Here is a 21,648-nt window from a genome sequence, read left to right on the forward strand (position 1 = left end):
GCCGCCGGCATTGGTCTCTGCTCGAGTGAAATCAGTTCACCCCAAGCTTCTTCTGCAGACTCGATGACGAGGTTGTGTACTGGAACACCAGCCGCTTGTCCGGATACACGTAGCGGTGCGCCTTCTGCGCCATCAGCGCACCCTCGTGGAAGCCGGAGAGAATGAGCTTGAGCTTGCCCGGATAGGTGTTGATGTCGCCGATCGCGAAGATGCCGGACACGTTGGTCTCGAACGCCGCAGTGTCGACCGGCACCAGATTGTTCTCCAGCGCCACGCCCCAGTTCGCGACCGGGCCGAGCTTCATGGTGAGCCCGAAGAACGGTAGCATCGTATCGCAGGCGATCGTCGAGACCGCATTGTCGTTGCCCTTGAGCGCGGCGCCCGAGAGCTGGCCGTTGGCGCCTTCGAGCCCCGTGACCTGGCCGATCTTCAGATCCATCTTGCCGTCGGCAACGAGCGCGCGCATCTGCTCGACGCTGTGCGGCGCCGCGCGGAAATCGTCACGCCGGTGCAGCAGCGTGATGCGCTGGGCGATCGGATGCAGATTGAGCGTCCAGTCGAGCGCGGAGTCGCCGCCGCCGACGATCAGGATGTTCTTGTCGCGGAACTGCTCCATCTTGCGCACGGCATAAAACACCGACGTCCCTTCATAGGCCTCGATGCCCGGCACCGGCGGGCGCTTCGGCTGGAACGAGCCGCCACCGGCCGAGATCACGACGACCTTGCACTCGAACTCCTTGCCGGCATCGGTCTTCACCCGGAACAGGGGATCGCCGATCTTCTCAATGCTCTCGACCATCTCGTTGAGATGGAAGGTCGGATTGAACGGCTTGATCTGCTCCAGCAGCTGGTCGGTGAGACCCTGGCCGGTGACGAAGGGAATGCCGGGAATGTCGTAGATCGGCTTCTCGGGATAGAGCTCGGCGCACTGCCCGCCGATCTTGTCGAGGATGTCGACCAGATGCACCTTCATGTCGAGCAGGCCCAGTTCGAACACGGCGAACAGTCCGCAGGGACCCGCGCCAATAATCAGCACATCGGTTTTGATCGCTTCGCTCATATCCGCTTCTTTTCAGTTGAAATCGACTGGACGGCTCTCGCCTGCCCAGCCAAGTATGGCCCGATCGGGACATGCATAATAGGGACAGCGGCTGGCGCGGCAACCCCTTGCCGAGCCTGCGCAACTCGGCTGTATGGGCGGGAAACCGACGGAGATCCCCCTCGTGAATGCCCCTGTCCGTGCTGACGATGCGCCGCGCCTGGAAGACTTTCCCTATCGCCTGTCCGACAATGTGCGCTTTGCCGATCTCGACCCCAACGGCCACGTCAACAACGCCGTCTATGCGAGCTATTTTGAAACCGGCCGCGTCACGCTGGTGAAGGACCGCAGCATGGGGCTGATGCCGGCGGGGCTCGGCTGGATCATGGTGCGCCTCGACATCCATTTCCGCGCCGAGCTGCACTGGCCGGGTCAGATCGAGCTCGGGCTCGGTCTCGTCAAGTTTGGACGCACATCGACCACCTTCGACCAGGTGGTGTTTTCGGAAGGCAGGTGCGTGGCGTCGGCGAAGGCGGTCACGGTGATGATCGATGAGGCCACGCGCAGGCCGACGCCGCTGCCGGCGGAGGTCAAGCAGAACTTCCGCCGCTGGGTCCGTCGCGGTGTGAATCCGGACGGCGAATGAAAGACAATAGAGCGTTTTCGAGCGAAGTAGACGCCGGTTCGCGTCAAGAAAACGCGTCAAAACAGAAAGCTGAAGCTTCGGTTCTGATTCAATCAGAACCGAAGCATTAGGCCTGCCGCTCCGGCGTCGACACGACCAGTCCGTCGAGATCGTCGGTCACCTTGATCTGGCAGGACAGCCGCGAGTTCGGACGCACGTCGAAGCCGAAATCCAGCATGTCCTCTTCCATCGGCGACGGCGCGCCCACCTTCTCGCGCCAGGCTTCATCGACATAGACATGGCAGGTCGCACAGGCGCAGGCGCCGCCGCATTCGGCTTCAATGCCGGGAATGGCGTTGCGGATCGCGCCTTCCATCACCGTCGCGCCGTTCTCGATCTCAACTGTGCGTTTCTCGCCGGAATGGTCGATAAAGTGGATTTTGGCCATGATTGCTCGTGCTGCCGGAATGCGCCGGACGATGGATGGAAAGGTCCCGGGCAGTCGTATAACGGGTCGATCCGCACAGCGCTAGCACGGAGACCGAAAACCTGCCCGCCGGTTGGGACGCCGCCCAAGCTGTCGCGGCGCGCCGCCGAGACGCCGGAGGCCTAGGTGCGGCCCAGGATCAGCTCGATCGCCGTGCGCGCCTCGGCAATCGCTGCGCCGAGCGCGGCAAGCGGCTGGGCCGCATCGGAACCGCCGGCCAGCGCGGTCTCCAGCTGGGCCGCAGCCTCGGCGACGCCGAAGGCGCCGATCGCCCGCGCCGATCCTTTCAGGGTGTGGGCGTGGGTCGCCGCCTCGGGCGGCAAGGCGGCCAGTTCACCGAGGATCCGGGCCGACTGGGCCGAGAACATGGCCAGCACTTCCCGCTCGAGGCCCGGATCGCCCAGCGTCATGCGCTGAAGGTGATCGACGTCGATCGGCCCGGCGCCGGGCGCTAGCGGCGGCGATTGCGTCCATTCGACCCGTTCGAGATGAAGCGGCATGGCCAGTCCCTGTCGTCTCCGCCGGACCCTCGCCGGCGGATCGTTGGCCCAGCCAATCACGAAACTGGTTAACGGATTGTTGTCGGGATGATCGGCAAAACCGCCCGATTCTGGACAATTTCTGGACACAATCGACGCTCTACGGCCGGAATTTCGAGTACCCATAAGGCCTTATGGCGCAAAGCTGTTAACGATGATTAAGAAAGTATTAATCGCAAGCATTTCATTCGCATCGCTCTCCCAATAGGATGTTTGCGGATGTAGCGGACAAGCCGCCGAGGGGGCCGCTTGCGCTCCGCTTGTGGGCACCGGCTTCGAGCTTGCGTGGGGACGATCGCAGGCTCGCCGACGCGTAAATAGTGAGAGGGCTCAGACTGAACATGGCGAACACTCCCAAGAAGGTCAAAGATCCCACCGAAGTCGCGCTTTCTGCCATCCAGGAAGCCCTCAACATCAGCGAACAGAGCGCGGAGAATCGCAGCCCCCTCAACGAAGGCGCCGCGCCGCCGAACCTGCCGCCGCCCGCGGCCGATTTTTCAGCCGCATCGTTCGAGTCCCGTCCGAACAATACCGATCGTTCGGCGTTCGAGCCGATCGAAGAACCGCGCGCGCCGCGCCGCGCCGCCAACGACGATCGCGAAACCATCGGCCAGATGCTGCAGACGCTGCAGGGAGGACGAGCGCGCAACGCCTTCACGCTGTTCTTTGTCTGCTCCGGCGCCTGGCTGCTGGGCGGCGTGATTCTCACCATCGCGTTCTGGCCGGCCCTGCAGGCCTCGATGGCCCAGGGCACCGGTGTGCTGGTGCTCGCCGGCCTTGCCGCGCTGTTCGCCGTGCCGATCCTGCTGTTCTACTATCTCGCCAGCCTCGCCTCGCACGGTCAGCGCATGCAGATGATCGCGCAATCGATGGCGCAGGTCGCGATGCGATTCTCCGAGCCCGAAAACGCCGCCGCCGATTCCATGGTGACGGTCGGCCAGGCGATTCGCCGCGAGGTCGCGGCGATGGGCGACGGCGTCGAGCGCGCGATCGCGCGCGCCGGCGAACTCGAGACCCTCGTTGCCAACGAGGTCGCGGCGCTGGAACGCGCCTATTCCGACAACGAGGTGCGCATCCGCGCGCTGCTGCAGGACATCGCCCACCAGCGCGACAACCTGGTCGGCCAGGCCGAGCAGGTGCGCAGCGCGATCTCCGGCGTGCAGATCGACCTGCGCCACGATATCGCGCTGATCTCGGACGCGATCGCCTCGCGCGTCGACGAGGTCGCCAAGAGCATCACCGGCGCGCTGGAAGAGCGCGGCCAGCACATCACGACCGCGCTGAGCCACGCCGGCGACAACATGATCCTCGCGCTCGGCGAGCGCGGCGGCGACCTGCTCGACCGCCTCGAGGAAGCCAGCGCCGAGACCACGCGCGCGGTGATGGATGCCTCCGAGCGGCTGACCACCAGCCTCAACTTCAAGACCGGCCACGTCCATGACGAGTTCGTCGATCTGGCCGATCGCGTCCACGAGCTGCTCAACGAGCGCATCGACCGCATCACCGGCGAGTTCGAGCAGCGTTCGTCCGCCATCGTCGACGGCATCTCCGACCGCACCGAAGAGGTCCACGACTCCCTGAAGAACTCCGCGGACTCGCTGCTGCTCGAGCTCGAGCTGCGCAGCAACGACCTCGTCAGCAAGATCGACGACGCCGGCAACCGCCTCGCCGGCCAGATCCTGACGTCCGGCGACAAGGCGAGCGAGGCGCTCGACGTCACCGTCAACTCGCTGGTCGCCAAGGTGGTGGGCCAGACCGAGACCGCGCACGACTCGCTGTCGCTGCAGATGAGCGCGTTCGACGACCTGGTGAAGAACCATGGCAGCGAGCTCGCCGAGAGATTCGCCCGCGACTCCGGCACGCTCGGCGCGCTGATCACCCGGCACATCTCGGAATTCGACCGCACGGTGAAGACCTTCGGCGGCGACATCGTCGAGCGCATGGGCCAGCGGACCCAGGACATCGCCGACAGCCTGAAGACCTATGTCGACACCTTCGACCATCGCGTGACCACGAACAGCGGCGAGATCACCGCCTCGCTCGACCAGCGTCTGCTGCAGTTCGAGACCACGCTCGGCAGTCGCGTCACCAATCTCGATGCCTCGCTGACCGACAAGCTGTCGTCGTTCGATAGTTCGCTCGCCACCAAGATCGGCTCGTTCGACGGCCGTCTGCAATCGCTCGATGATGCGATCGACGGCCGCATGAAGTCCCTCGAAGTTACCTTCGAGAGTCGCGCCAAGTCGGTCACCGACACCATCGACGGCCATCTCGGCACGCTCGCGACCCAGCTGACCGACGGCGCCACCCAGGCGATCCAGTCGATCGACTCGCGGCTTGGCCTGCTCACCACCACCCTGACCGAAGGCACCGTGCAGGCGATCGCCGCGGTCGACCATCGCATCAACGGCGTCACCGAGACCATCGACGGCCACAGCGTCCGTCTGGTCGACACCCTCAACGGCCACAGCACCCGCCTCGCCGACACCATCAATGGTCACAGCGCGAACCTGACCGACACGATCTCGGCGCGCTTCGCCGACATCCAGCAGGGCATCGAGAGCCGCGTCGGCGTCATCGCCGGCGACATCGACACCCGCGTCGCGCAGTTCGAGGACCTGCTGGGCTCGCGCGTCGAGGCCGTCGCCGGCCGCATCGAGAGCAGCGGCCGCCAGGCGAGCGAGGACCTGATGTCCCGCGCCGAGCTGTTGTCGTCGAGCATCAAGTCCCATGTCGAGGACGCCGAGCGCTCGCTGACCAACCTCGTGGTCAACACCAGCGAAACCATCCAGACCGGCGCGCGCACCGCGCAGCAGGCGCTGCTCACCGTGTCCGCGGACGTCGGCAACCAGCTCAAGCTGAGCTCGGCCGAGGTCGAGAGCGTGCTGACCGCCGTCGGCACCAGCGCCGCCAACTCGATCCTCACCAGTGCCCGCGACGCCCAGGTGTCGCTGGTCTCGGCCTCCGGCGACGTCGCCTCGCAGATCAAGGCGCTGTCCGAGGATGTCGAGCGCACGCTGCAGGCGGCCGGCAGCGCTACCGCAGCCTCCGTGCTGGCCGGCGCCCGCGACGCGCAGACCACGCTGGTCAGCGCCTCTGTCGACGCCGCGAGCCAGGTCAAGTCGCTGGCCACCGATGTCGAGCAGTCGCTGTCGATGGCCGGCTCTGCCGCCGCCGAGGCGATCATGACCGGTGCCCGCGAGGCCCAGACCACGCTGATCTCGACGTCGACCGACGTCACCGGCCAGGTCAAGTCGCTCGCCAGCGACGTCGAGCGTTCGCTGTCGATGGCCGGCACCGCGACTGCCGAAGCCGTGGTCGCCTCCGCTCGCGAGGCCCAGAGCACGCTGGCCGGCGCATCCACCGAAGCCGCCAACCTGGTCCGCACGCTCGCGGCCGACATGCAGCACTCGCTCTCGACCGCCGGCACCGCCACCGCGGAATCCATCGTCGCCTCCGCCCGCGAGGCCCAGAGCACGCTGGCCGGCGCGTCGACCGACGCCACCAACCTGGTCCGGACACTGTCGGCCGACATCGAGCGCTCGCTGTCGATGGCCGGCTCCGCCACCGCGGAAGCCGTCGTCGCCTCCGCCCGCGAGGCCCAGAGCACGCTGGCCGGCGCATCCACCGAGGCCGCCGATCTGGTCCGCACCCTGGCGGCCGACATGGAGCGTTCGCTGTCGATGGCCGGCTCCGCCACCGCGGAATCGATCACATCAGGTGCGCGTGAGGCCCAGAGCACGCTGGTCAACGCGTCGACCGAGGCTGCGACCAAGGTGTCTGCGCTTGCCGCCGACATCCAGCGTGCGCTGTCGATGGCCGGCTCCGGCACCGTCGAGATGCTGACGGCCGGCGCCCGCGAGGCGCAGAACACCCTCGTCACCGCATCGACGGAGGCAGCCAACCACGTCAAGTCGCTGGCCGCCGATGTCGAGCGCACCCTGACCTCGGTCGGCACCAACACCGCGCAGGCGATCCTCGGCAGCGCCCGCGATGCGCAAAGCTCGTTCGTGGCGACCTCCAGCGAGGCCGCAAGCCAGATCCGCGAGATCTCCGCCGAGATCGAGCGCTCGCTGACCACAGCCAGCGCGGAGACTGCGCAGACCATCCTGGGCAGCGCCCGCGAGGCCCAGGGCTCGTTTGCGGCGACCTCCGCCGATGCTGCCGCCCAGATCCGCACGCTCTCGACCGATATCGAGCGCGCATTGAGTGCGGTCACGGCCAAGACCACCGACAACATCCAGACCTCGGCGCAGAACGCCCAGGCCGCGCTGATCACCATGTCCAACGAGGTCTCGACCAAGGTCAAGACGACCTCCGCCGACATAGAACGTTCGGTGCTGTCGGCCTCCAGCGCCTTCGGCTCGGCGATGACCGGCAAGACCGACGAGATCGTCACCTATGTGCAGCAGCAGACCGAGCGTCTGTCGCAAATGGTCGACGGCCGCCGCGGCTCGCTGGTCGAGGCGCTGACCGCCAAGACCACGCAGCTGTCGAGCGACATGGATCGCGCCACCGCTGACGCGCTGAAGGCGATCGAAACCCGCGGCCTCGCCTTCTCGCAGTCGATGGCGGCCCACGGCAGCGATGTCGCGCGCAACATCACCTCGGCCGGCGATCAGGCGACCGGCGCGGTGGCGAAGTCGCTCAAGGAGCTCGAGCAGGCCTCGCGCGCGGCGATCGACCAGTCGCGCCAGGTCTCGATCTCGGCCGTCACGGAGATGCAGGAGACCAGCAAGATCCTGCGCACCGATACGGTCGCGCTGTTCGAGCGGCTGCGTGAAGGCAACATCCTCTTGCAGGAAGTGTTGACCGGCGCCCACGACAACCTCAACTCGCTGGAGCGCGCGCTGGTGACCCGCGTGGCCGACTTCGTGTCCGCCATGAACGACGTCACCTCGCGCAACGGCGTGGCAACCCAGACGCTGGAAGACCAGCTCACGGTGTTCAACAGCAAGACCGGCAAGGCGCTGGAAGATCTCGGCGCGCTGTCGAGCCAGTTCGAGACCCATGGCAAGGCGCTGATCGATGCGGCTGCCCTGGTCGAGCAGGCCAACCGCTCGACGACGGCCTCCGTCAGCGAGCGCAAGTCGGCGCTGGAAGCGCTGGTCACGACCATCGACCTTCGCACCACCGATCTCGACCAGCGGCTGTCACGCTTCACCGGGCTGCTCGATGAATCGCTCGGAGCGGCCGAGGAACGCGCCCGCGACATCGCCCGCGTGGTGGCGGAGACCGCAGGCGCCGGTTCGGCTGCGATCAGCAGGCAGTTCGAGGCGGTGCGCCAGGCAGCCGAGAACGAGCGTCAGCAGACCGTCGACGCCATGAACGAGCTCTACCAGCAGAGCAATGCCGAGACCGATGCGATGTTCAAGGAATCGACGGAGAAGTTCTCCGCGATGGTCACGGCGATGAAGCAGATGGCGAGCGAGATGCACAACGAGCTCGAGGCCACCCGCAACGAGCTGCGCCGCGGCGTGCTCGAGATGCCGCAGGAGGCCGCCGAGAACACCGCGCAGATGCGCAAGGTGATCGTCGACCAGATCGAGGCGCTGGCCGAGCTGAACCGCATCGTCGCTCATCACGGCCGCGGACTCGACGTGGTCTCGACCAACCGCGCCAGCGTTCGCCACGAGGAGCCGGTGATGGCTGCCGGCGGCGGCCGCGGCGATGTGCGCATGCGGGACAACGGCAACAGCGCCTCGACGCTGCCGCCGCCGGATCTCGGCATGGCGAGTTCGCGCCGCACCGAGGCCCCGCCGGTCAGCCCGGCAGGCCCCAACAACAACGGCGACGGCTGGCTGTCCGACCTGCTCAACCGCAGCGACGCGCCGCCGCCCGCCCCGCAGAGCCGCGATGCCCAGCAGCGCCCGCGTCCGCAGCAGCAGCCGGTCAATCCGCTGGAGTCGCTGTCGCTCGACATCGGCCGGCTGATGGACCGCACGCTTGCGGCCGAGATGTGGGATCGCTACCAGCGCGGCGAGAACAAGGCGTTCTCCAAGCGCCTCTACACGCCGGCCGGCCAGAAGGCCTTCGATGAGGTGGCCCGCAAGTACCGCTCCGACCGCGGCTTCAAGCAGACGGTCGACCGCTACATCGCGGAGTTCGAGCGCCTGCTCGACGAAGTCGCCCGCGACGGCCGCGGCCAGCAGGAGCTGAGCAGCCACCTGACCTCGGAGACCGGGCTGGTCTACACCCTGCTCGCGCACGCCGCGGGACGGCTGGGGTAAGCTGCGAAGCAAGCGAATAGTGAGTGGCGAATAGCGAATGGAAAACGGAGACCGAAAGGCCTCCGTTTTTGTTTTGGGCTCGGAATTGGGTTCGCAGCCGGCCGGCTCAGCCGCGGTCACGCGAATGCAACGAGCCGTAGCCCGGATGGAGCGCAGCGAAATCCGGGGCAGTGCCGCCGCGGAGTTGACCCCGGATTACGCTTCGCTCCATCCTGGCTACGAGTTGCTTCGCTCGCAATGACGGATCCGCTCGCTAGCGAACCCTACTCGCTATTCGCCCACGACGTTCACTACTGCCGCCGCCGCGGCCCGGGTGCCGCCGGAGCCGGCGCGGGCTCGGGTGCGGCGTTGTTGCTGCCGCCGAAGATCACCCGGCTCGGGTTGCGGTCGAAATTGTTCACCGCGCGGCTGATATCGGACAGCGTCCTGCGACCGTCGTTGATCAGGAGATTGGAGCGCTTGTCGAGATCCTCGGCGAGCTCGCGGATCGACTTCACCATCAGGTTCAGCTCGCTGCCATTGTTGCCGCCCGCGATCGCATTGAGGCCCAGCATCAGGCTGTCGGCCTTGCCCATCACACCGTCGACCTTGAGCATGACGTTGTCGATCTTCTCGGAATTGCGCGCCAGCGCCTGGGTGAAGACCTCGAGATTCTTCAGCGAATTCTTCACCGACTGCTGATTGTCAGCGACAATGCGGTTGACGTTTTGCAGGGTGGCGCGGATCGCCTCGGTGACGTCCTGCAACGCATTCGGGTCGGCGGTCAGAACCGGGATGCCGTCCTCGTCCAGCGGCACCGGCGGGGCGGCCTCCTCGCCGCCCTTGAGCGAAATCGCGGCGACGCCGGTGAGCCCCTGGAACTCGAGACCGACCAGGGTGTCCTTGCGGAGCGGTGCGTTGTTCTCGATCATCGCCAGCGCGACCACGCGTCGCGGGTTGTCGAGCTTCACGGAGACCACCTCCCCTATCCGAATACCGTTAAAATTGACATTGCCGCCGTTGCGCAGGCCTGACGCCGGCCCTTCGAAGATCACCCGCAAGGGACTGCGCTGCTTGGTGGTGTGCAGGCTCTGGAACCAGAGCACGAAGCCGAACGCGGCGGCGATCACCGCCAGCGTGAAAGCCCCGATCAAGACGTAGTTCGCCCGCGTTTCCATCAATTACTCGCGTTAATCACTCTTGGAATCACTCTTGGGCCCTCGCGCAGCCGGCTGCGCTCGAACCCGTCGAATTCCCTGTTGGCGCATGATTTCGTCCGAAAATCGGCTCCAGGTTTCGGGATCATGGGCTAGGCCACAACGGCACGGGCGCGCTTGCCGTTGAAATATTGCTGCAGCCATGGATGCTGCGATGCCTTCATGTCGGCGATCGATCCTGCAGCAATGATCTTACCGTTCCCTAAAACGGCGATGCGGTCGCACGCGGTGTAAAGGCTGTCGAGGTCGTGGGTTACCATGAAAACGGTCAGCCCCAAAGTGCGCTGCAGGGTGCGCACCAGCTCGTCAAACTCGCCGGCGCCGATCGGATCGAGACCCGAGGTCGGCTCGTCGAGAAACACGAGCTCGGGATCGAGCGCGAGTGCGCGCGCCAGCGCGACGCGCTTGATCATGCCGCCCGACAATTCCGACGGATAACGATCGGCGACTTCCGGCTTCAGCCCGACCATCACGAGTTTCGCCACCATGATCTCATCGAGCAGCCGCTGCGAGACGCGCAGATATTCGCGCGCCGGAAACTGGATGTTCTGGCGCACCGTGAGCGAGGAGAACAGCGCGCCCTGCTGGAACAGGATGCCCCAGCGGCGCTCGACGGCACGGCGTTGCGAGGTGCTCGCCGCGTCGAGATCGACGCCGAACACTTCGATGCGGCCGGCGACCTTCGGCACGAGCCCGATAATGGTGCGCGTCAGCACCGACTTGCCGGCCCCCGAGGGCCCGACGAAGCCGAGAATCTCGCCGCGCCTGACGTCGAGGTTGAGGCCGTCGAGCACCCGCGTGTTGCCGAATTGAACCGTGATGTCGCGGACCCGGATGATGGCGTCGTTGTCCTCTTCCGCCATGATCACATCCCGATCGAAGCGAAGAAGATCGCGAACACGCCGTCCATCACGATCACGAAGAAGATCCCTTTCACCACCGAGGCGGTGGTGTGCTGTCCGAGCGACTCCGCCGAGCCCTGTACCGCCAGGCCTTCGACGCAGGCGACGATACCGATCACCGCCGCCATGACGGGCGCCTTGACCATGCCGACGATGAAATGGTCGATCGATATGGCATCACGAAGGCGGAGCAGGAAGGCCTCCGGATCGACGCCGCCATAGAGCCAGGCCACCAGGCCGCCGCCATAGAGCGCGGCCATCGCGCCGAGAAAGGCCAGGATCGGCAGCGCCAGCACCAGCGCCAGCATGCGCGGCAGGATCAGGACCTCGATCGGATCGAAGCCCATGGTGCGCAGCGCGTCGATCTCCTCGCGCATCTTCATCGAGCCGAGCTCGGCGGTATAGGCCGAGCCGGAACGGCCCGCGACCATGATCGCGACCAGCAGCACGCCGATCTCGCGCAGCACCAGGACGCCCAGCATGTCGACGACGAAGATGTCGGCGCCGAACCTGCGGAAATGGAAGATGCCCTGCTGCGAGATGATGCAGCCGATCAGGAAGGTGATCAGCACCACGATCGGCACCGCGCGCCAGCACACCTGCTCGAGGTGATGCACGGTCGAGGTCAGGCGGAAGCTGCGCGGATGGATCAGCACCTTGCCGGAGGCCGCCAGCACCGCGCCGAGCATGTCGACGAGGCCGATGATCGTGCCGCCGATCCCGGCCACGGTGCGCCCGATCTGCTCGAGCATGCCTGATATCGACAGCGGGTCGCCGACGACCCTGGGCGCGGGGCCGACGCGGCGGACCTCGTCGACCAGGCTGGAATAGTTGGCCGACAGGCCCGCGATCTCGGCTTCCCCGCTGGCGTCGCTGAGGCTGCGGCGCAGCCGCTCGATCAGCCAGGCACCGAAGGTGTCGAGGCTCGCGACCTGCGACACGTCGATGAAGATGTGCGGCCGGCTGCCGCGCAGCTTCTCCGCGTCGGAGACGATCCGCTCGAGCGCAGGGGCAAAGCGGGCGGTCCAGTTGCCCGCCGCACACAACGCCAGTCCTTCGCCTTGGGCTATCCGCTCCAGTGTCGGGTCGCCGCTCACCTTTTGCCTACCCCTCAAGCCGGCTGGCTGCCGCTAACGCTGATCTCCGGCGCTGCCGGATCGGCTTGTCGAATCTGCCGCTAACCAGCCATAGTTGGCTGCGCGTCGCAAGCTACGGTTCAGGAAATAGTAGACTTTAAAATGACTTCCACCCCATCCGGAGCGATTTCCCTGACCGGTCGGATCGAGCGCTGGCCGATCGCGGGGACCTTCACGATCAGCCGCGGCGCCAAGACCGAGGCCGTCGTCGTGGTCGCCGAGGTAAGCCAGGGCGGCCGCACTGGCCGCGGCGAATGCGTGCCCTACCCGCGCTATGGCGAAACGCCCGAGGCGACGCTGCAGGCGATCCAGGCGATGCAGGCGCCGCTCGCCGGCGGCATGGACCGCATCGCCTTGCAGGAGCGGATGCCCGCCGGCGCCGCCCGCAACGCGCTGGATTGCGCGCTGGCGGACCTTGAGGCCAAACGCGCCGGCAAACGGATCTGGAACCTGCTCGGCCGGCCCGCGCCGGAGCCGCGCGCCACCGCCTATACGATCTCGCTCGGAACGCCCGAGGCGATGGCGGAGGCCACCGCGAAGGCTGCGCATCGTCAGCTGCTCAAGATCAAGCTCGGCGGCGATGGCGACGGCGCACGGATCGCCGCCGTGCGCAAGGCGGCGCCTCGATCCGAGCTGATCGTCGACGCCAACGAGGCCTGGACCGAGGACAACCTCGCCGCCAATCTCGCGGCCTGCGCCGATGCCGGCGTCACCCTGATCGAGCAGCCGCTGCCGGCGGGCAAGGACGAGGCGCTGGCGCGGATCCGGCGCCCGGTTGCGATCTGCGCCGACGAGAGCGTGCACGACCGCGGCTCGCTTGCCGGCCTGCGCGGCCGCTATGACGCCGTCAACATCAAGCTCGACAAGACCGGCGGCCTGACCGAAGCGCTGGCGATGGCGGATGCCGCCCGTGCGCTCGGCTTCGAGATCATGATCGGCTGCATGGTCGCGACCTCGCTGGCGATGGCACCGGCGATGCTGATCGCGCAAGCCGCGCGCTTCATCGATCTCGACGGCCCGCTGCTGCTGGCCAGGGACCGCGACCACGGCCTGCGCTACGAGGGCAGCCTGGTCTATCCGCCCGACGCCGCGCTCTGGGGCTAATCGGTGAGACGCTTGCGCGCCAGCCACATCACGAGCCCGCCCGTGGCCGCCATTGCGGCCATCATGTCGTAGACGCCGAGCCCGAAGCGCGCATAGACCGTGCCGCTGACGATCGCGGTGGTGCTGGCGACAATGCCGCCGCAGGCCGTGAGATAGCCTTGCGCGCGCGCCATCACGTGAACCGGCACGTGATGCACCATCAGGCCCATGATGCCGACCTGCGTCAGGCCGAAGCTCAGCCCGTGTCCGAGCTGGACCACGGCAAGCACCGCAAGCGGCGGGTCCTGCGCGGTAATCGCCCAGCGCGCCGCGGCACTGGAGGCTGCGATCATCACCAGCACAGCGGACGGCAGAGTGAAGCGCGGCGAGGCCGCAAACAGCACGATCTCGGCGATCACGCCGAGCACCCAGAGACACGCGATCGTCAGGCCGCTGAAGCCGGCCTGCTGCCAGGCAATCGATGCGAAGATGTAATAGGCGCCGTGGCTGCCCTGGATCAGCGCCGAGGATACGATGATGGCGAGGAAGGTGGGATTGCGCAGCAGTTTTGGCGCGCCGGCCGCAGGTGTGACGGCAGCCGCTGGACGGCCCAGCGGCCGCAGCGTCAGCCCGACCAGCGCGCCGAGCACCGTCACGGCCGTGATGATCCAGATCAGGTCGACCTCCGCGACATAGCGGAGCAGGAAGCCGCACAGCAGCGCGCAGACCGCGAAGGCGGCCGAGCCCCACAGCCGCAGCGGTCCGTAGCTGAGGCCGAATTGCCTGACGCCGCGCAGCGCATAGGCGTCGGTGAGCGGCACCATCGGCGTCCAGACGCAGCAGGTCAGCGCATAGATCGCCAGCAGCACGAACGCCTGGTGCTGGGTGCCGATCACGGCAAAGCCGAACGCGGTGGCGAATCCGGTGGCGATGATCGCCCCGCGCAGCATCTGGCGCCGTTCCGCCGCCGCGGTGACCAGCGGCAGCACGGTGAAACGCGTCACCGGCGGCACCGCGGTGATGATGCCGATCCAGGTGGCGTCGATGCCGACCGCCTTCAGCCACACCGTGAAAAACGGCAGGTGAACGCCGGTCATGCCGAACAGCGTGGCATAGAATGCCGCAAGGCTGCGCGCGAATCGCCGCGATGCAACCTTTGCTGCAATGGGGATTTGTGATTCGGAAGACATCAATTCAATTGCGATTCGCGCGATATCGTGGTGATCGTTAGCGTAACGCGCAGTGATTTGCGCGGAGAGATTGTGATGGCCGAAGAAGCATTCGCCCTGTCGCCGATATCCGCCCGCGCGGCCCTGCCGAGCGAGGAGGACTATGCCGCGATCAGCGCGGCCTTCATGGAGACTTCGCGGGGCCGCTGGTTCCTCGGCGAATACGCCAAGCGCAACCGCAATGCCGATACCCGCATGGTGCTCGATGCGGTGGCGCGGATCGAGGAAAGCCTCAGCGCGCAGCGGCAAGCCGCCGCAGCGGCGATCAGGGACGAGCAGGTGGCGCAGGCGCTGGCCGCCCTGCGCGGCGCAATCGAAGCCGCCCAGGCCTCCGCCATCGCCGCGCTCGACGGCATCAGCTTCGAGCAGAGCCTCGCGCCGGTGCGCAAGGGCGTGCGGGTGATCAGGGAGATCTCGTGGCGGCTGCGCGAGATCGGCAATGACGGCCGGATCTGCGACATCATCGATTCGCAGGTCAGCGCGATCGAGGCTGGCGCCGCCGAGGTCTCGATGGACGATGCCAAGGCCGTGCTGGATGCCGCCTTCGCTGCGCTGGCACGCCGCCTGAGCGAATTCGATCCGGACAAGGCGGCGACGCCTGCGGCCGAGCCAGATGTGGCCGAGGCGCCGGTTGCGGAGCCGCCGCCAGCGGCCCCTGCGCCGCCACCGGTGGTCGAAAGTGAAGCCCCCGATATGGCCGCTACGCCGCCAGCGCCGCCTCAGGAGGCCGCTGCCGTGTCGAACGTCGAAGCCGCGATTCCCGCCCCTGAGGCCGCTACGGCCGTGATGCCACAGCCGAGCGAGGCCTGGCTCAAGGCTGAAGCCGCGCTGGCCGAAGCCGAGGCCGCAGAACTCGCCCGCGTCAGCAACGAAGCGGCGGCCGACGCCCATGACGAGGCGGTGCTCGACCTGATCGCGATGGAGATGGGCGCGCCCGATCCGATCGACGAAGAGGCGATCGCGGAGGAAATGCGCGCCGCCGAGGAGATGCGCATCGCGGAAGCGATGGGCGTCGCCGAGGCGATGACGGCCGAGCCCGAAATGGTTGCGCCCGCCATTCAGCCCGAGCCTGCACCGGCGCCCGCGTCGCAGGTCGAGGTCAGGGCCGAAGTCAAGATCGAGCCGCCACCGCTGGCCGCAGCGCCGATTGCCGAAACTCTGGTGATGCCGCCGCCTCTCCCGCCCGCCGTTGAGGCTGCTGTTCCAGCAGCGGAGGTCTCACTCGGCTCGACGATCATCGCCAGTGGTCTTCTGAAAAGGCCGAGTGCTGCGGCCAACGACCCGCTCGCGCCGATCCGCCGCATGAGCCAGGCCGAGAGGATCGCGTTCTTCTCGTAAGCGCCGACGTCCGCACTTCGTCATTGTCGGGCATAGCCGTCCAAAGGACGGCGTCGCTCAGCTCGCCTGCGCCCCCGCAATCCATCGACCAAGAGCTTCCTTTGAGATGGATGCGCGGGTCAAGCCCGCGCATGATGCGTGGCGCGCGAAGCATTCATGCCCCGCACACGCAACGTGAGCCAGCTCATGTGCCGCGGCAGCATCGGTGCCTAACCCGGCGTCAGGCAACGAGTTTCGCGAACAGGTCGGCGTCGACATTGCCGCCCGACAGCACGATGACGACGTTCTTGCCCTTGGCGTCGATCCGTCCCGCGAGCAGCGCGGCGAGTCCGACCGCGCCGCCGGGCTCGACCACGAGCTTCAGCTCGCGGTAGGCAAAGGCGACGGCGGCGCCGACTTCGTCATCGGTGGCGTTGACGCCATTTGCGAGCAGCTTGCTGTTGATGGCGAAGGTCAGTTCGCCCGGCATCATCGCCATCAGCGCATCGCAGATGGTGCGCGCCGCGACCGGATGCGCCTCGCGATGTCCGACCTTGAGCGACAGGGCGTGGTCGTCATAGCCCGCGGGCTCGGCGACGATCACCTGGGCCTGCGGATATTTCGCCTTCACCGCGGTTGCGACGCCGGCGATCAATCCGCCGCCCGACGCCGGCGCGACCACGATGTCGGGCGTCAGTCCGAGCGCGGCCATGTCCTCGGCGATCTCGCGGCCGGCGGTGCCCTGGCCCGCGATCACGAAGGGATCGTCGTAGGGGCGCACCAAGGTCGCGCCGCGCTTGCCGGCAATGCCGTTGGCGATCGCCTCGCGGTCGTCGCGATCGCGGTCGTAGAGCACGACTTCGGCGCCATAGGATTTGGTGCGCTCGCGCTTGGTGATCGGCGAGTCCGCAGGCATCACGATGGTCGCCTGCATGTTGAGGATCTTGGCCGCCGCGGCGACGCCCTGGGCGTGGTTGCCCGAGGAGAACGCGACGACGCCACCGCTCCGCTTGTCCTGCGGGATCGAGGCGAGCTTGTTGAAGGCGCCGCGAAACTTGAACGATCCGGTCCGCTGCAGCATTTCGGGCTTGAGGAAAACCTGGCTGCCGACGCGTTCGTTGAGAACGGGGAAGGTCAGGAGCGGCGTGCGCACCGCGAACGGCGCGACCACCCTTGCGGCGGCATCGATGTCCGCGGCAGCGACGGGTGGATTGAGAACGGTGTCCGTCATTCGCAATTTGTATCGCGGCAGCAGGCTGGCGGGCAAGACGCTTCATAGCGTTTTCGAGTGAAGTGGGGACCGGTTCGCGTGAAGAAAACGCGTCAAAAACAAGCTTGCGTGACCCAACTAGCGTGAGTTTGGCTGTGGTGCCGGCAGGACGGCGAAATGGTGCTCTTCGGCACCGAATTCGAACGCTTCCCCTTCGCCATCCGGCGGCGCGGGACGGACGTTCATGCAACGGTCGATGAACACCCGGGCCGACGCCTGCCAGGTGTGGAGCGCAGCAAAATCGACGCAGGCCTGCCGCGGGATGCTGAGCGCCTCCAGGCAGGCATGGCGCAAATCCTCATCGAGCACGCCGACCGGCGCCGCGCCGATCACGTCGCGGGGACCGGTGACCGGAAAAGCGGCAACCGGCAGGCCGCTCGCCAACGCTTCAAGCAGCACCAGACCGAACGTATCGGTCCGGCTCGGGAAAACGAACACATCGGCCGCGGCGTAGATCTCAGCCAATTCTTCCCCATGGCGGGCGCCGAGGAACACGGCGTCCGGATATTTCCGCTCCAGCGCCGCCCGCGCCGGGCCGTCGCCGACCACGACCTTGGTTCCCGGCAAATCGAGCTCGAGGAAGGCGTCCAGATTCTTCTCCACCGCCACCCGGCCGACGCTGAGATAGACCGGCTGCGGCAGGCAGAGATCGACGTCGCGCGGATGGAACAGCGCAGTATCGACGCCGCGCGACCACAGCACCACGTTGCGGAAGCCGCGCTGACGCAACTCGGCCGCCAGCGCCGGGGTCGCCGCCATCACCGCGCGGCTCGGCCTGTGGAACCAGCGCAGCGCGCGCCACACCCAGGCCTCCGGGACCGGCGTCCGCGCCGAGACGTATTCGGGGAAGCGGGTGTGGAAGCTCGTCGTGAACGGCAGGCCGCGCTTGCGGCAGTAGCGGCGCACCGCAAGCCCGATCGGCCCCTCAGTCGCGATATGGATGCTGTCGGGCCTCGCAGCCTCGATCAGACTTGCGACCTTGGCCCGGTACGGCAGCGCCAGCCGGAGATCGCGATAGCTCGGCATCGCGAAGGTGCGGAACTCGTCCGGCGTCAGGAAGCTCACCTCGACGCCGAGCGATTTCGCCGCCTGTGCCATCATGGTCAGCGTGCGGACAACCCCGTTGACCTGGGGATGCCACGCATCGGTCGCGACCAGGATATGCGTCATGCAGCGCGTGCCGTCACTCGCGGAACTGGCGCGATCCGGCGCACCGGGTCGGTCCAGGTGATGATCTCGAAATGGCCGTCCTCATGCTCGGCGAGCGCTGTGCAACTCTCCACCCAGTCGCCGCAATTCATGTAGCGGATACCGTGCTCGTCATGAATCGTCGCGTAGTGGATGTGGCCGCAGATCACACCGTCGCAGCCGTGGCGCCGCGCCTCGCCGGCAAGCGTCGCCTCGAAGGCGCCGATATAGTTCACCGCCTTCTTGACCTTCAGCTTGGCCCATTGCGACAGCGACCAGTACGGCACGCCGAACATCTTGCGGAAGAAGTTGACGAAGCGATTCATCTGGATCGCGAAGTCGTAGGCCTTGTCGCCGAGATGGGCGAGCCAGCGCGCGTTCTGCACCACGAGGTCGAAGATGTCGCCGTGGATCACGAGATAGCGCTTGCCGTCGGCGCCGGTGTGGACGGTGTTCTCCACCACGTCGATGCCGCCGAAATGCGTGCCGTAATATTTGCGCAGGAACTCGTCGTGGTTGCCCGGGACGTAGATCACCTTGGCGCCCTTGCGCGCCTTGCGCAGCATCTTCTGCACGAAATCGTTATGGGTCTGCGGCCAGTACCAGTTCGACTTCAGCGCCCAGCCGTCGACGATATCACCAACGAGGTAGATCGTGTCGGCATCGTGAGAGCGGAGGAAGTCCAGCAGGCGGTCGGCTTGCGAACCGCGGGCTCCGAGATGGACATCGGAGATAAACAAAGTGCGAAAGTGCCGCTCGGGACTTTCTTCACTCAAGGAGTCACTTCCCATGCCTGTGCACCTAACAGATTCCTGTGACAAGGCGATGACGATCCCCGCGACCCAAGGCCCCACAAACAGTTAACGAGAATCAGCAGTACGCCCCTGCCCTGCGGATAACAGCAGCGTGCGACAATCTGGCGACATCGGCGGTCGCGGCTGTGGGGAAGAGGCGTTGTGTGGCTGCGTAACGCGATGGAACGACGCGCGCGGTGCGTAGCCCGGATGGAGCCAACCGGCGCGCGTTCGCGCGACCCGTTGGCTCCATCCGGGCTACACGGCTACGATACTTTCAGTAGTATTTGTGAAAGTGATGCACCGGCCCATGGCCGTGGCCGACGGCAAAACGATCGGCAGCGGCGATTGCTTCGGTGATCCAGGCCTTGGCGTTGCGCACGGAGGTCTCCATGCTCTCGCCCTTCGCGAGCCCTGCTGCAATTGCCGAGGACAGCGAGCAGCCGGTGCCATGCGTATTGGCGGTCGCAATGCGCGGCGCAGCCAGCGCGATGCTACGCTCGGCGTCGATCAGATAGTCGATGCTGTCAACGCCGTGGCCGTGGCCGCCCTTGACCAGCACCGCGCGACAACCCATCGCCAGCAATCGCTTGCCTTGTCGCTCGATGTCGGCCTCGCTCTCGGCAACCGGCTCGTTGAGCAGCGCCGCCGCTTCCGGCAGGTTCGGCGTGATCAGCGAGGCCAGCGGAAACAGCAGGGTCTTCAGCGCATCGACCGCCTCGGCGGCAAGCAGCCGATCGCCCGAGGTTGCGACCATCACCGGATCGAGGACGACATGACGCGGCGCCCAGCGCATCAGCCCGTCGGCGATCGCCGCAATCGTCTCGGCCTGTGCCACCATGCCGATCTTGACCGCGCCGACCGCGAGGTCGGAGAACACCGCATCGATCTGGGCGGTGACGAATGACGCGGGCACCGGATGAATGCCGCTGACCCCCGTGGTGTTCTGCGCGGTCAGCGCCGTGATCGCAGACGCCCCGAACACCCCGAGCGCGGCAAAGCTCTTGAGGTCGGCCTGGATGCCCGCCCCGCCCGAGGAGTCCGAGCCGGCAATGGTGAGCGCGACCGGCGTCATCTAGCAGAACCGGCGGTTGATACGAATGCGACCATCGCGAACAAGACCATGGCCTGTCCTAGCCCGACCGCGGATCGACGGCAAGTTCGCCTGACTTTAGCGCGGGTTGGCCTCGCCTTGCCCCCTTGCCTCGCCCCTTGCCTTGGTCGCCCGTTTTGGGCCTATAGTCGCGGAAATCCCCGGAGACGACTTTGATGGTTCCTTTCTTCGTCCAGATCAAATGCAAGCTCGGCCAGTCCTACGCCGTCGCCAACGCGCTGGCGGAGGCCGAGATTGCGTCCGAGATCTATTCCACCGCGGGCAATTACGACCTTCTGGTCAAGTTCTACGTCGACCACGACACCGACATCGGCCATTTCATCAACGAGAAGGTTCAGGTGATCCCGGGCATCCAGGACACCCTCACCATCATCACCTTCAAGGCGTTCGGCGCGAAGTAGGACGCGTCCACGAGAGCATGATGAGATTGGATCGAGCTTGAACGGCGTCGAAAGTTCACCTCTCCCTTGGGAGAGGTGAACCGAAACCGCGGCGAGCCGGTTCAACCAAAGCTCATCCCGCTTTACGACTCCTTCTCCTTCTTCACCGGCTTCGGCGGTCCCTCGACCGGCGGCAGCGACTTGATGTACTCGGCGATCGCGTCGCGGTCGGACGACGACAGTTGCGAGGTGTTGCGGATCACGCGCACCATCGCCCCACCGGCGGAGTCGCCGTCCGGCGTCTGGCCGCTCTCGAGAAAATAGGCGATATCCTTCACACTCCAGTCCGAGATCCCCCTTGGTGTGATGTTGGGCACCCAGCCTTCGCCCTCCGGATTCGGACCACCAGCGAAGCGCTGCGCGGTGACGATGCCGCCGAGGACATTGCGCGGGCTGTGGCACTCGGCGCAATGGCCGAAGCTGTTGACGAGATAGGCGCCGCGATACCAATGCGCGGAGCGGCTTGCATCCGCGATGAACGGCTTGCCGTTCATGAACAGCAATTTCCAGACGCCGACATTGCGCCTGATGTTGAACGGAAACGGCAACTCGTGGTCGCGCACCTTGCCGGCGACCGGCGGCAAGGTCTTCAGATAGGCGAACAGGTCGCGCACATCGCTGACCTTGGCGTGCTGATAGGACGGGTACGGAAACGCCGGGAAATAGTGCGCGCCCGATGGCGAGGTGCCCTTCATGACCGCAGTGACGAAATCGGCCTCGCTCCAGCGGCCGATGCCGTCGTTCGGGTCGGGCGAGATGTTCGGCGCATAGAAGGTACCGAACGGCGAGGTGATCGCGAGCCCGCCGCCGAGCCTCGTGCGGTCGTCCTGCTTCGGCACGGCATGGCAGGAGGAACATCCCCCCGCATTGAACGTTGTGAGGCCGTTGGCCAGGTCAGGCTGATAGGCTGGCAGGGCGCCGGCGGCGACGGTCGCGGGGATCGTCAGCCACCAGAACACGCCAAGGCCGATTACGCCGGCCAGAATCGCCAGGAGGAAAATTCGTCGCAGCATTCGCCGATCCGTCATTGGTCGCGTCATCGTAGCAACCAGTATGATG

17 protein-coding genes are annotated in these 21,648 nt (G+C 66.3%); 5 read left to right on the forward strand and 12 right to left on the reverse strand.

The window, feature by feature from the left end; genetic code table 11:
* Window positions 1–31: 31 nt before the first annotated feature.
* On the reverse strand, window positions 32–1,060 hold the full coding sequence (locus tag E2I15_RS17315) for an NAD(P)/FAD-dependent oxidoreductase (RefSeq protein ID WP_016841527.1): 1,029 nt from the start codon (window positions 1,058–1,060) through the stop codon (window positions 32–34).
* Between the two features lie 163 nt (window positions 1,061–1,223).
* Here E2I15_RS17315 and E2I15_RS17320 point away from each other — a divergent pair, with 163 nt between their 5' ends.
* Window positions 1,224–1,685 (forward strand): acyl-CoA thioesterase, encoded by a 462-nt coding sequence (locus E2I15_RS17320; RefSeq protein WP_076825837.1) that lies wholly within the window; start codon window positions 1,224–1,226, stop codon window positions 1,683–1,685.
* Between the two features lie 106 nt (window positions 1,686–1,791).
* Here the strand turns inward: E2I15_RS17320 and E2I15_RS17325 are convergent, their stop codons facing one another.
* Together E2I15_RS17325 and E2I15_RS17330 are read right to left on the reverse strand one after the other, a co-directional pair.
* Window positions 1,792–2,112 carry a 2Fe-2S iron-sulfur cluster-binding protein gene (locus E2I15_RS17325; protein ID WP_018272592.1) on the reverse strand — a complete coding sequence of 107 codons (321 nt, stop codon included), beginning with the start codon at window positions 2,110–2,112 and terminating at the stop codon, window positions 1,792–1,794.
* A 161-nt stretch (window positions 2,113–2,273) separates the two neighbouring features.
* Window positions 2,274–2,651: an Hpt domain-containing protein gene (locus E2I15_RS17330; RefSeq protein ID WP_137480158.1), complete on the reverse strand. Its 378-nt coding sequence runs from the start codon at window positions 2,649–2,651 to the stop codon at window positions 2,274–2,276.
* Between the two features lie 380 nt (window positions 2,652–3,031).
* Here E2I15_RS17330 and E2I15_RS17335 point away from each other — a divergent pair, with 380 nt between their 5' ends.
* A complete protein-coding gene (locus tag E2I15_RS17335) occupies window positions 3,032–8,920 on the forward strand; it encodes an apolipoprotein A-IV repeat region-like domain-containing protein (RefSeq protein WP_137480159.1) in 5,889 nt (1,962 codons plus the stop codon).
* 290 nt (window positions 8,921–9,210) lie between these two features.
* Here E2I15_RS17335 and E2I15_RS17340 read toward each other — a convergent pair whose 3' ends face one another.
* The 3 genes from E2I15_RS17340 to E2I15_RS17350 all read right to left on the reverse strand — a co-directional run bounded on the left by E2I15_RS17340 (window position 9,211) and on the right by E2I15_RS17350 (window position 12,115).
* A complete protein-coding gene (locus E2I15_RS17340; RefSeq protein WP_018272595.1) occupies window positions 9,211–10,077 on the reverse strand; it encodes an MlaD family protein in 867 nt (288 codons plus the stop codon).
* A gap of 131 nt (window positions 10,078–10,208) precedes the next feature.
* Window positions 10,209–10,979, reverse strand: a complete 771-nt coding sequence (locus E2I15_RS17345; protein ID WP_028338275.1) for an ABC transporter ATP-binding protein — start codon at window positions 10,977–10,979, stop codon at window positions 10,209–10,211.
* A gap of 2 nt (window positions 10,980–10,981) precedes the next feature.
* Complete coding sequence (locus tag E2I15_RS17350; RefSeq protein WP_137480160.1) at window positions 10,982–12,115, reverse strand: MlaE family ABC transporter permease; 1,134 nt, start codon at window positions 12,113–12,115, stop codon at window positions 10,982–10,984.
* A gap of 141 nt (window positions 12,116–12,256) precedes the next feature.
* Here E2I15_RS17350 and dgcA point away from each other — a divergent pair, with 141 nt between their 5' ends.
* Window positions 12,257–13,258, forward strand: a complete 1,002-nt coding sequence (gene dgcA, locus E2I15_RS17355; RefSeq protein WP_137480163.1) for an N-acetyl-D-Glu racemase DgcA — start codon at window positions 12,257–12,259, stop codon at window positions 13,256–13,258.
* Here the strand turns inward: dgcA and E2I15_RS17360 are convergent.
* Window positions 13,255–14,427: an MFS transporter gene (locus E2I15_RS17360; protein ID WP_137480165.1), complete on the reverse strand. Its 1,173-nt coding sequence runs from the start codon at window positions 14,425–14,427 to the stop codon at window positions 13,255–13,257. The two genes, dgcA and E2I15_RS17360, sit on opposite strands and share 4 nt — an antisense overlap.
* Before the next feature lie 75 nt (window positions 14,428–14,502).
* On the opposite strand from E2I15_RS17360, the gene E2I15_RS17365 reads away from it, so the two are divergent.
* Window positions 14,503–15,804, forward strand: a complete 1,302-nt coding sequence (locus tag E2I15_RS17365; RefSeq protein WP_137480167.1) for a hypothetical protein — start codon at window positions 14,503–14,505, stop codon at window positions 15,802–15,804.
* A gap of 220 nt (window positions 15,805–16,024) precedes the next feature.
* Here the strand turns inward: E2I15_RS17365 and E2I15_RS17370 are convergent, their stop codons facing one another.
* The 4 genes from E2I15_RS17370 to thiD form a co-directional block, all read right to left on the reverse strand.
* Entirely contained in the window at window positions 16,025–17,014 is a 990-nt protein-coding gene (locus E2I15_RS17370) for a threonine/serine dehydratase family protein (protein ID WP_016841247.1), read from the reverse strand.
* Between the two features lie 117 nt (window positions 17,015–17,131).
* On the reverse strand, window positions 17,132–18,223 hold the full coding sequence (locus E2I15_RS17375; RefSeq protein ID WP_137480169.1) for a glycosyltransferase family 4 protein: 1,092 nt from the start codon (window positions 18,221–18,223) through the stop codon (window positions 17,132–17,134).
* Window positions 18,220–19,032, reverse strand: coding sequence for a UDP-2,3-diacylglucosamine diphosphatase (locus E2I15_RS17380; RefSeq protein ID WP_026193024.1), 813 nt, complete (start codon window positions 19,030–19,032; stop codon window positions 18,220–18,222). The genes E2I15_RS17375 and E2I15_RS17380 overlap by 4 nt, the downstream gene beginning before the upstream one ends.
* A 280-nt stretch (window positions 19,033–19,312) precedes the next feature.
* On the reverse strand, window positions 19,313–20,110 hold the full coding sequence (thiD, locus tag E2I15_RS17385; protein ID WP_137480171.1) for a bifunctional hydroxymethylpyrimidine kinase/phosphomethylpyrimidine kinase: 798 nt from the start codon (window positions 20,108–20,110) through the stop codon (window positions 19,313–19,315).
* A gap of 194 nt (window positions 20,111–20,304) precedes the next feature.
* Between thiD and E2I15_RS17390 the strand changes: the two genes are divergently transcribed.
* Window positions 20,305–20,550 (forward strand): Lrp/AsnC ligand binding domain-containing protein, encoded by a 246-nt coding sequence (locus E2I15_RS17390; protein ID WP_137480173.1) that lies wholly within the window; start codon window positions 20,305–20,307, stop codon window positions 20,548–20,550.
* Window positions 20,551–20,672: 122 nt separating this feature from the next.
* Here E2I15_RS17390 and E2I15_RS17395 read toward each other — a convergent pair whose 3' ends face one another.
* Complete coding sequence (locus tag E2I15_RS17395) at window positions 20,673–21,602, reverse strand: c-type cytochrome (protein WP_137480175.1); 930 nt, start codon at window positions 21,600–21,602, stop codon at window positions 20,673–20,675.
* Between the last annotated feature and the right edge of the window lie 46 nt (window positions 21,603–21,648).

It is taken from the genome of Bradyrhizobium sp. BR2003 (assembly GCF_009720285.1).
GTDB lineage: Bacteria > Pseudomonadota > Alphaproteobacteria > Rhizobiales > Xanthobacteraceae > Bradyrhizobium > Bradyrhizobium elkanii.

What these genes read in the sequence shown, in the direction of transcription:
- E2I15_RS17315 (WP_016841527.1), bottom strand. Translation starts at nt 1,060, where the DNA reads ATGAGCGAAGCGATCAAAACCGATGTGCTGATTATTGGCGCGGGTCCC.
- E2I15_RS17325 (WP_018272592.1), bottom strand. Translation starts at nt 2,112, where the DNA reads ATGGCCAAAATCCACTTTATCGACCATTCCGGCGAGAAACGCACAGTT.
- E2I15_RS17330 (WP_137480158.1), bottom strand. Translation starts at nt 2,651, where the DNA reads ATGCCGCTTCATCTCGAACGGGTCGAATGGACGCAATCGCCGCCGCTA.
- E2I15_RS17335 (WP_137480159.1), top strand. Translation starts at nt 3,032, where the DNA reads ATGGCGAACACTCCCAAGAAGGTCAAAGATCCCACCGAAGTCGCGCTT.
- E2I15_RS17340 (WP_018272595.1), bottom strand. Translation starts at nt 10,077, where the DNA reads ATGGAAACGCGGGCGAACTACGTCTTGATCGGGGCTTTCACGCTGGCG.
- E2I15_RS17345 (WP_028338275.1), bottom strand. Translation starts at nt 10,979, where the DNA reads ATGGCGGAAGAGGACAACGACGCCATCATCCGGGTCCGCGACATCACG.
- dgcA (WP_137480163.1), top strand. Translation starts at nt 12,257, where the DNA reads ATGACTTCCACCCCATCCGGAGCGATTTCCCTGACCGGTCGGATCGAG.
- E2I15_RS17360 (WP_137480165.1), bottom strand. Translation starts at nt 14,427, where the DNA reads ATGTCTTCCGAATCACAAATCCCCATTGCAGCAAAGGTTGCATCGCGG.
- E2I15_RS17365 (WP_137480167.1), top strand. Translation starts at nt 14,503, where the DNA reads ATGGCCGAAGAAGCATTCGCCCTGTCGCCGATATCCGCCCGCGCGGCC.
- E2I15_RS17370 (WP_016841247.1), bottom strand. Translation starts at nt 17,014, where the DNA reads ATGACGGACACCGTTCTCAATCCACCCGTCGCTGCCGCGGACATCGAT.
- E2I15_RS17375 (WP_137480169.1), bottom strand. Translation starts at nt 18,223, where the DNA reads ATGACGCATATCCTGGTCGCGACCGATGCGTGGCATCCCCAGGTCAAC.
- E2I15_RS17380 (WP_026193024.1), bottom strand. Translation starts at nt 19,032, where the DNA reads ATGGGAAGTGACTCCTTGAGTGAAGAAAGTCCCGAGCGGCACTTTCGC.
- thiD (WP_137480171.1), bottom strand. Translation starts at nt 20,110, where the DNA reads ATGACGCCGGTCGCGCTCACCATTGCCGGCTCGGACTCCTCGGGCGGG.
- E2I15_RS17390 (WP_137480173.1), top strand. Translation starts at nt 20,305, where the DNA reads ATGGTTCCTTTCTTCGTCCAGATCAAATGCAAGCTCGGCCAGTCCTAC.
- E2I15_RS17395 (WP_137480175.1), bottom strand. Translation starts at nt 21,602, where the DNA reads ATGCTGCGACGAATTTTCCTCCTGGCGATTCTGGCCGGCGTAATCGGC.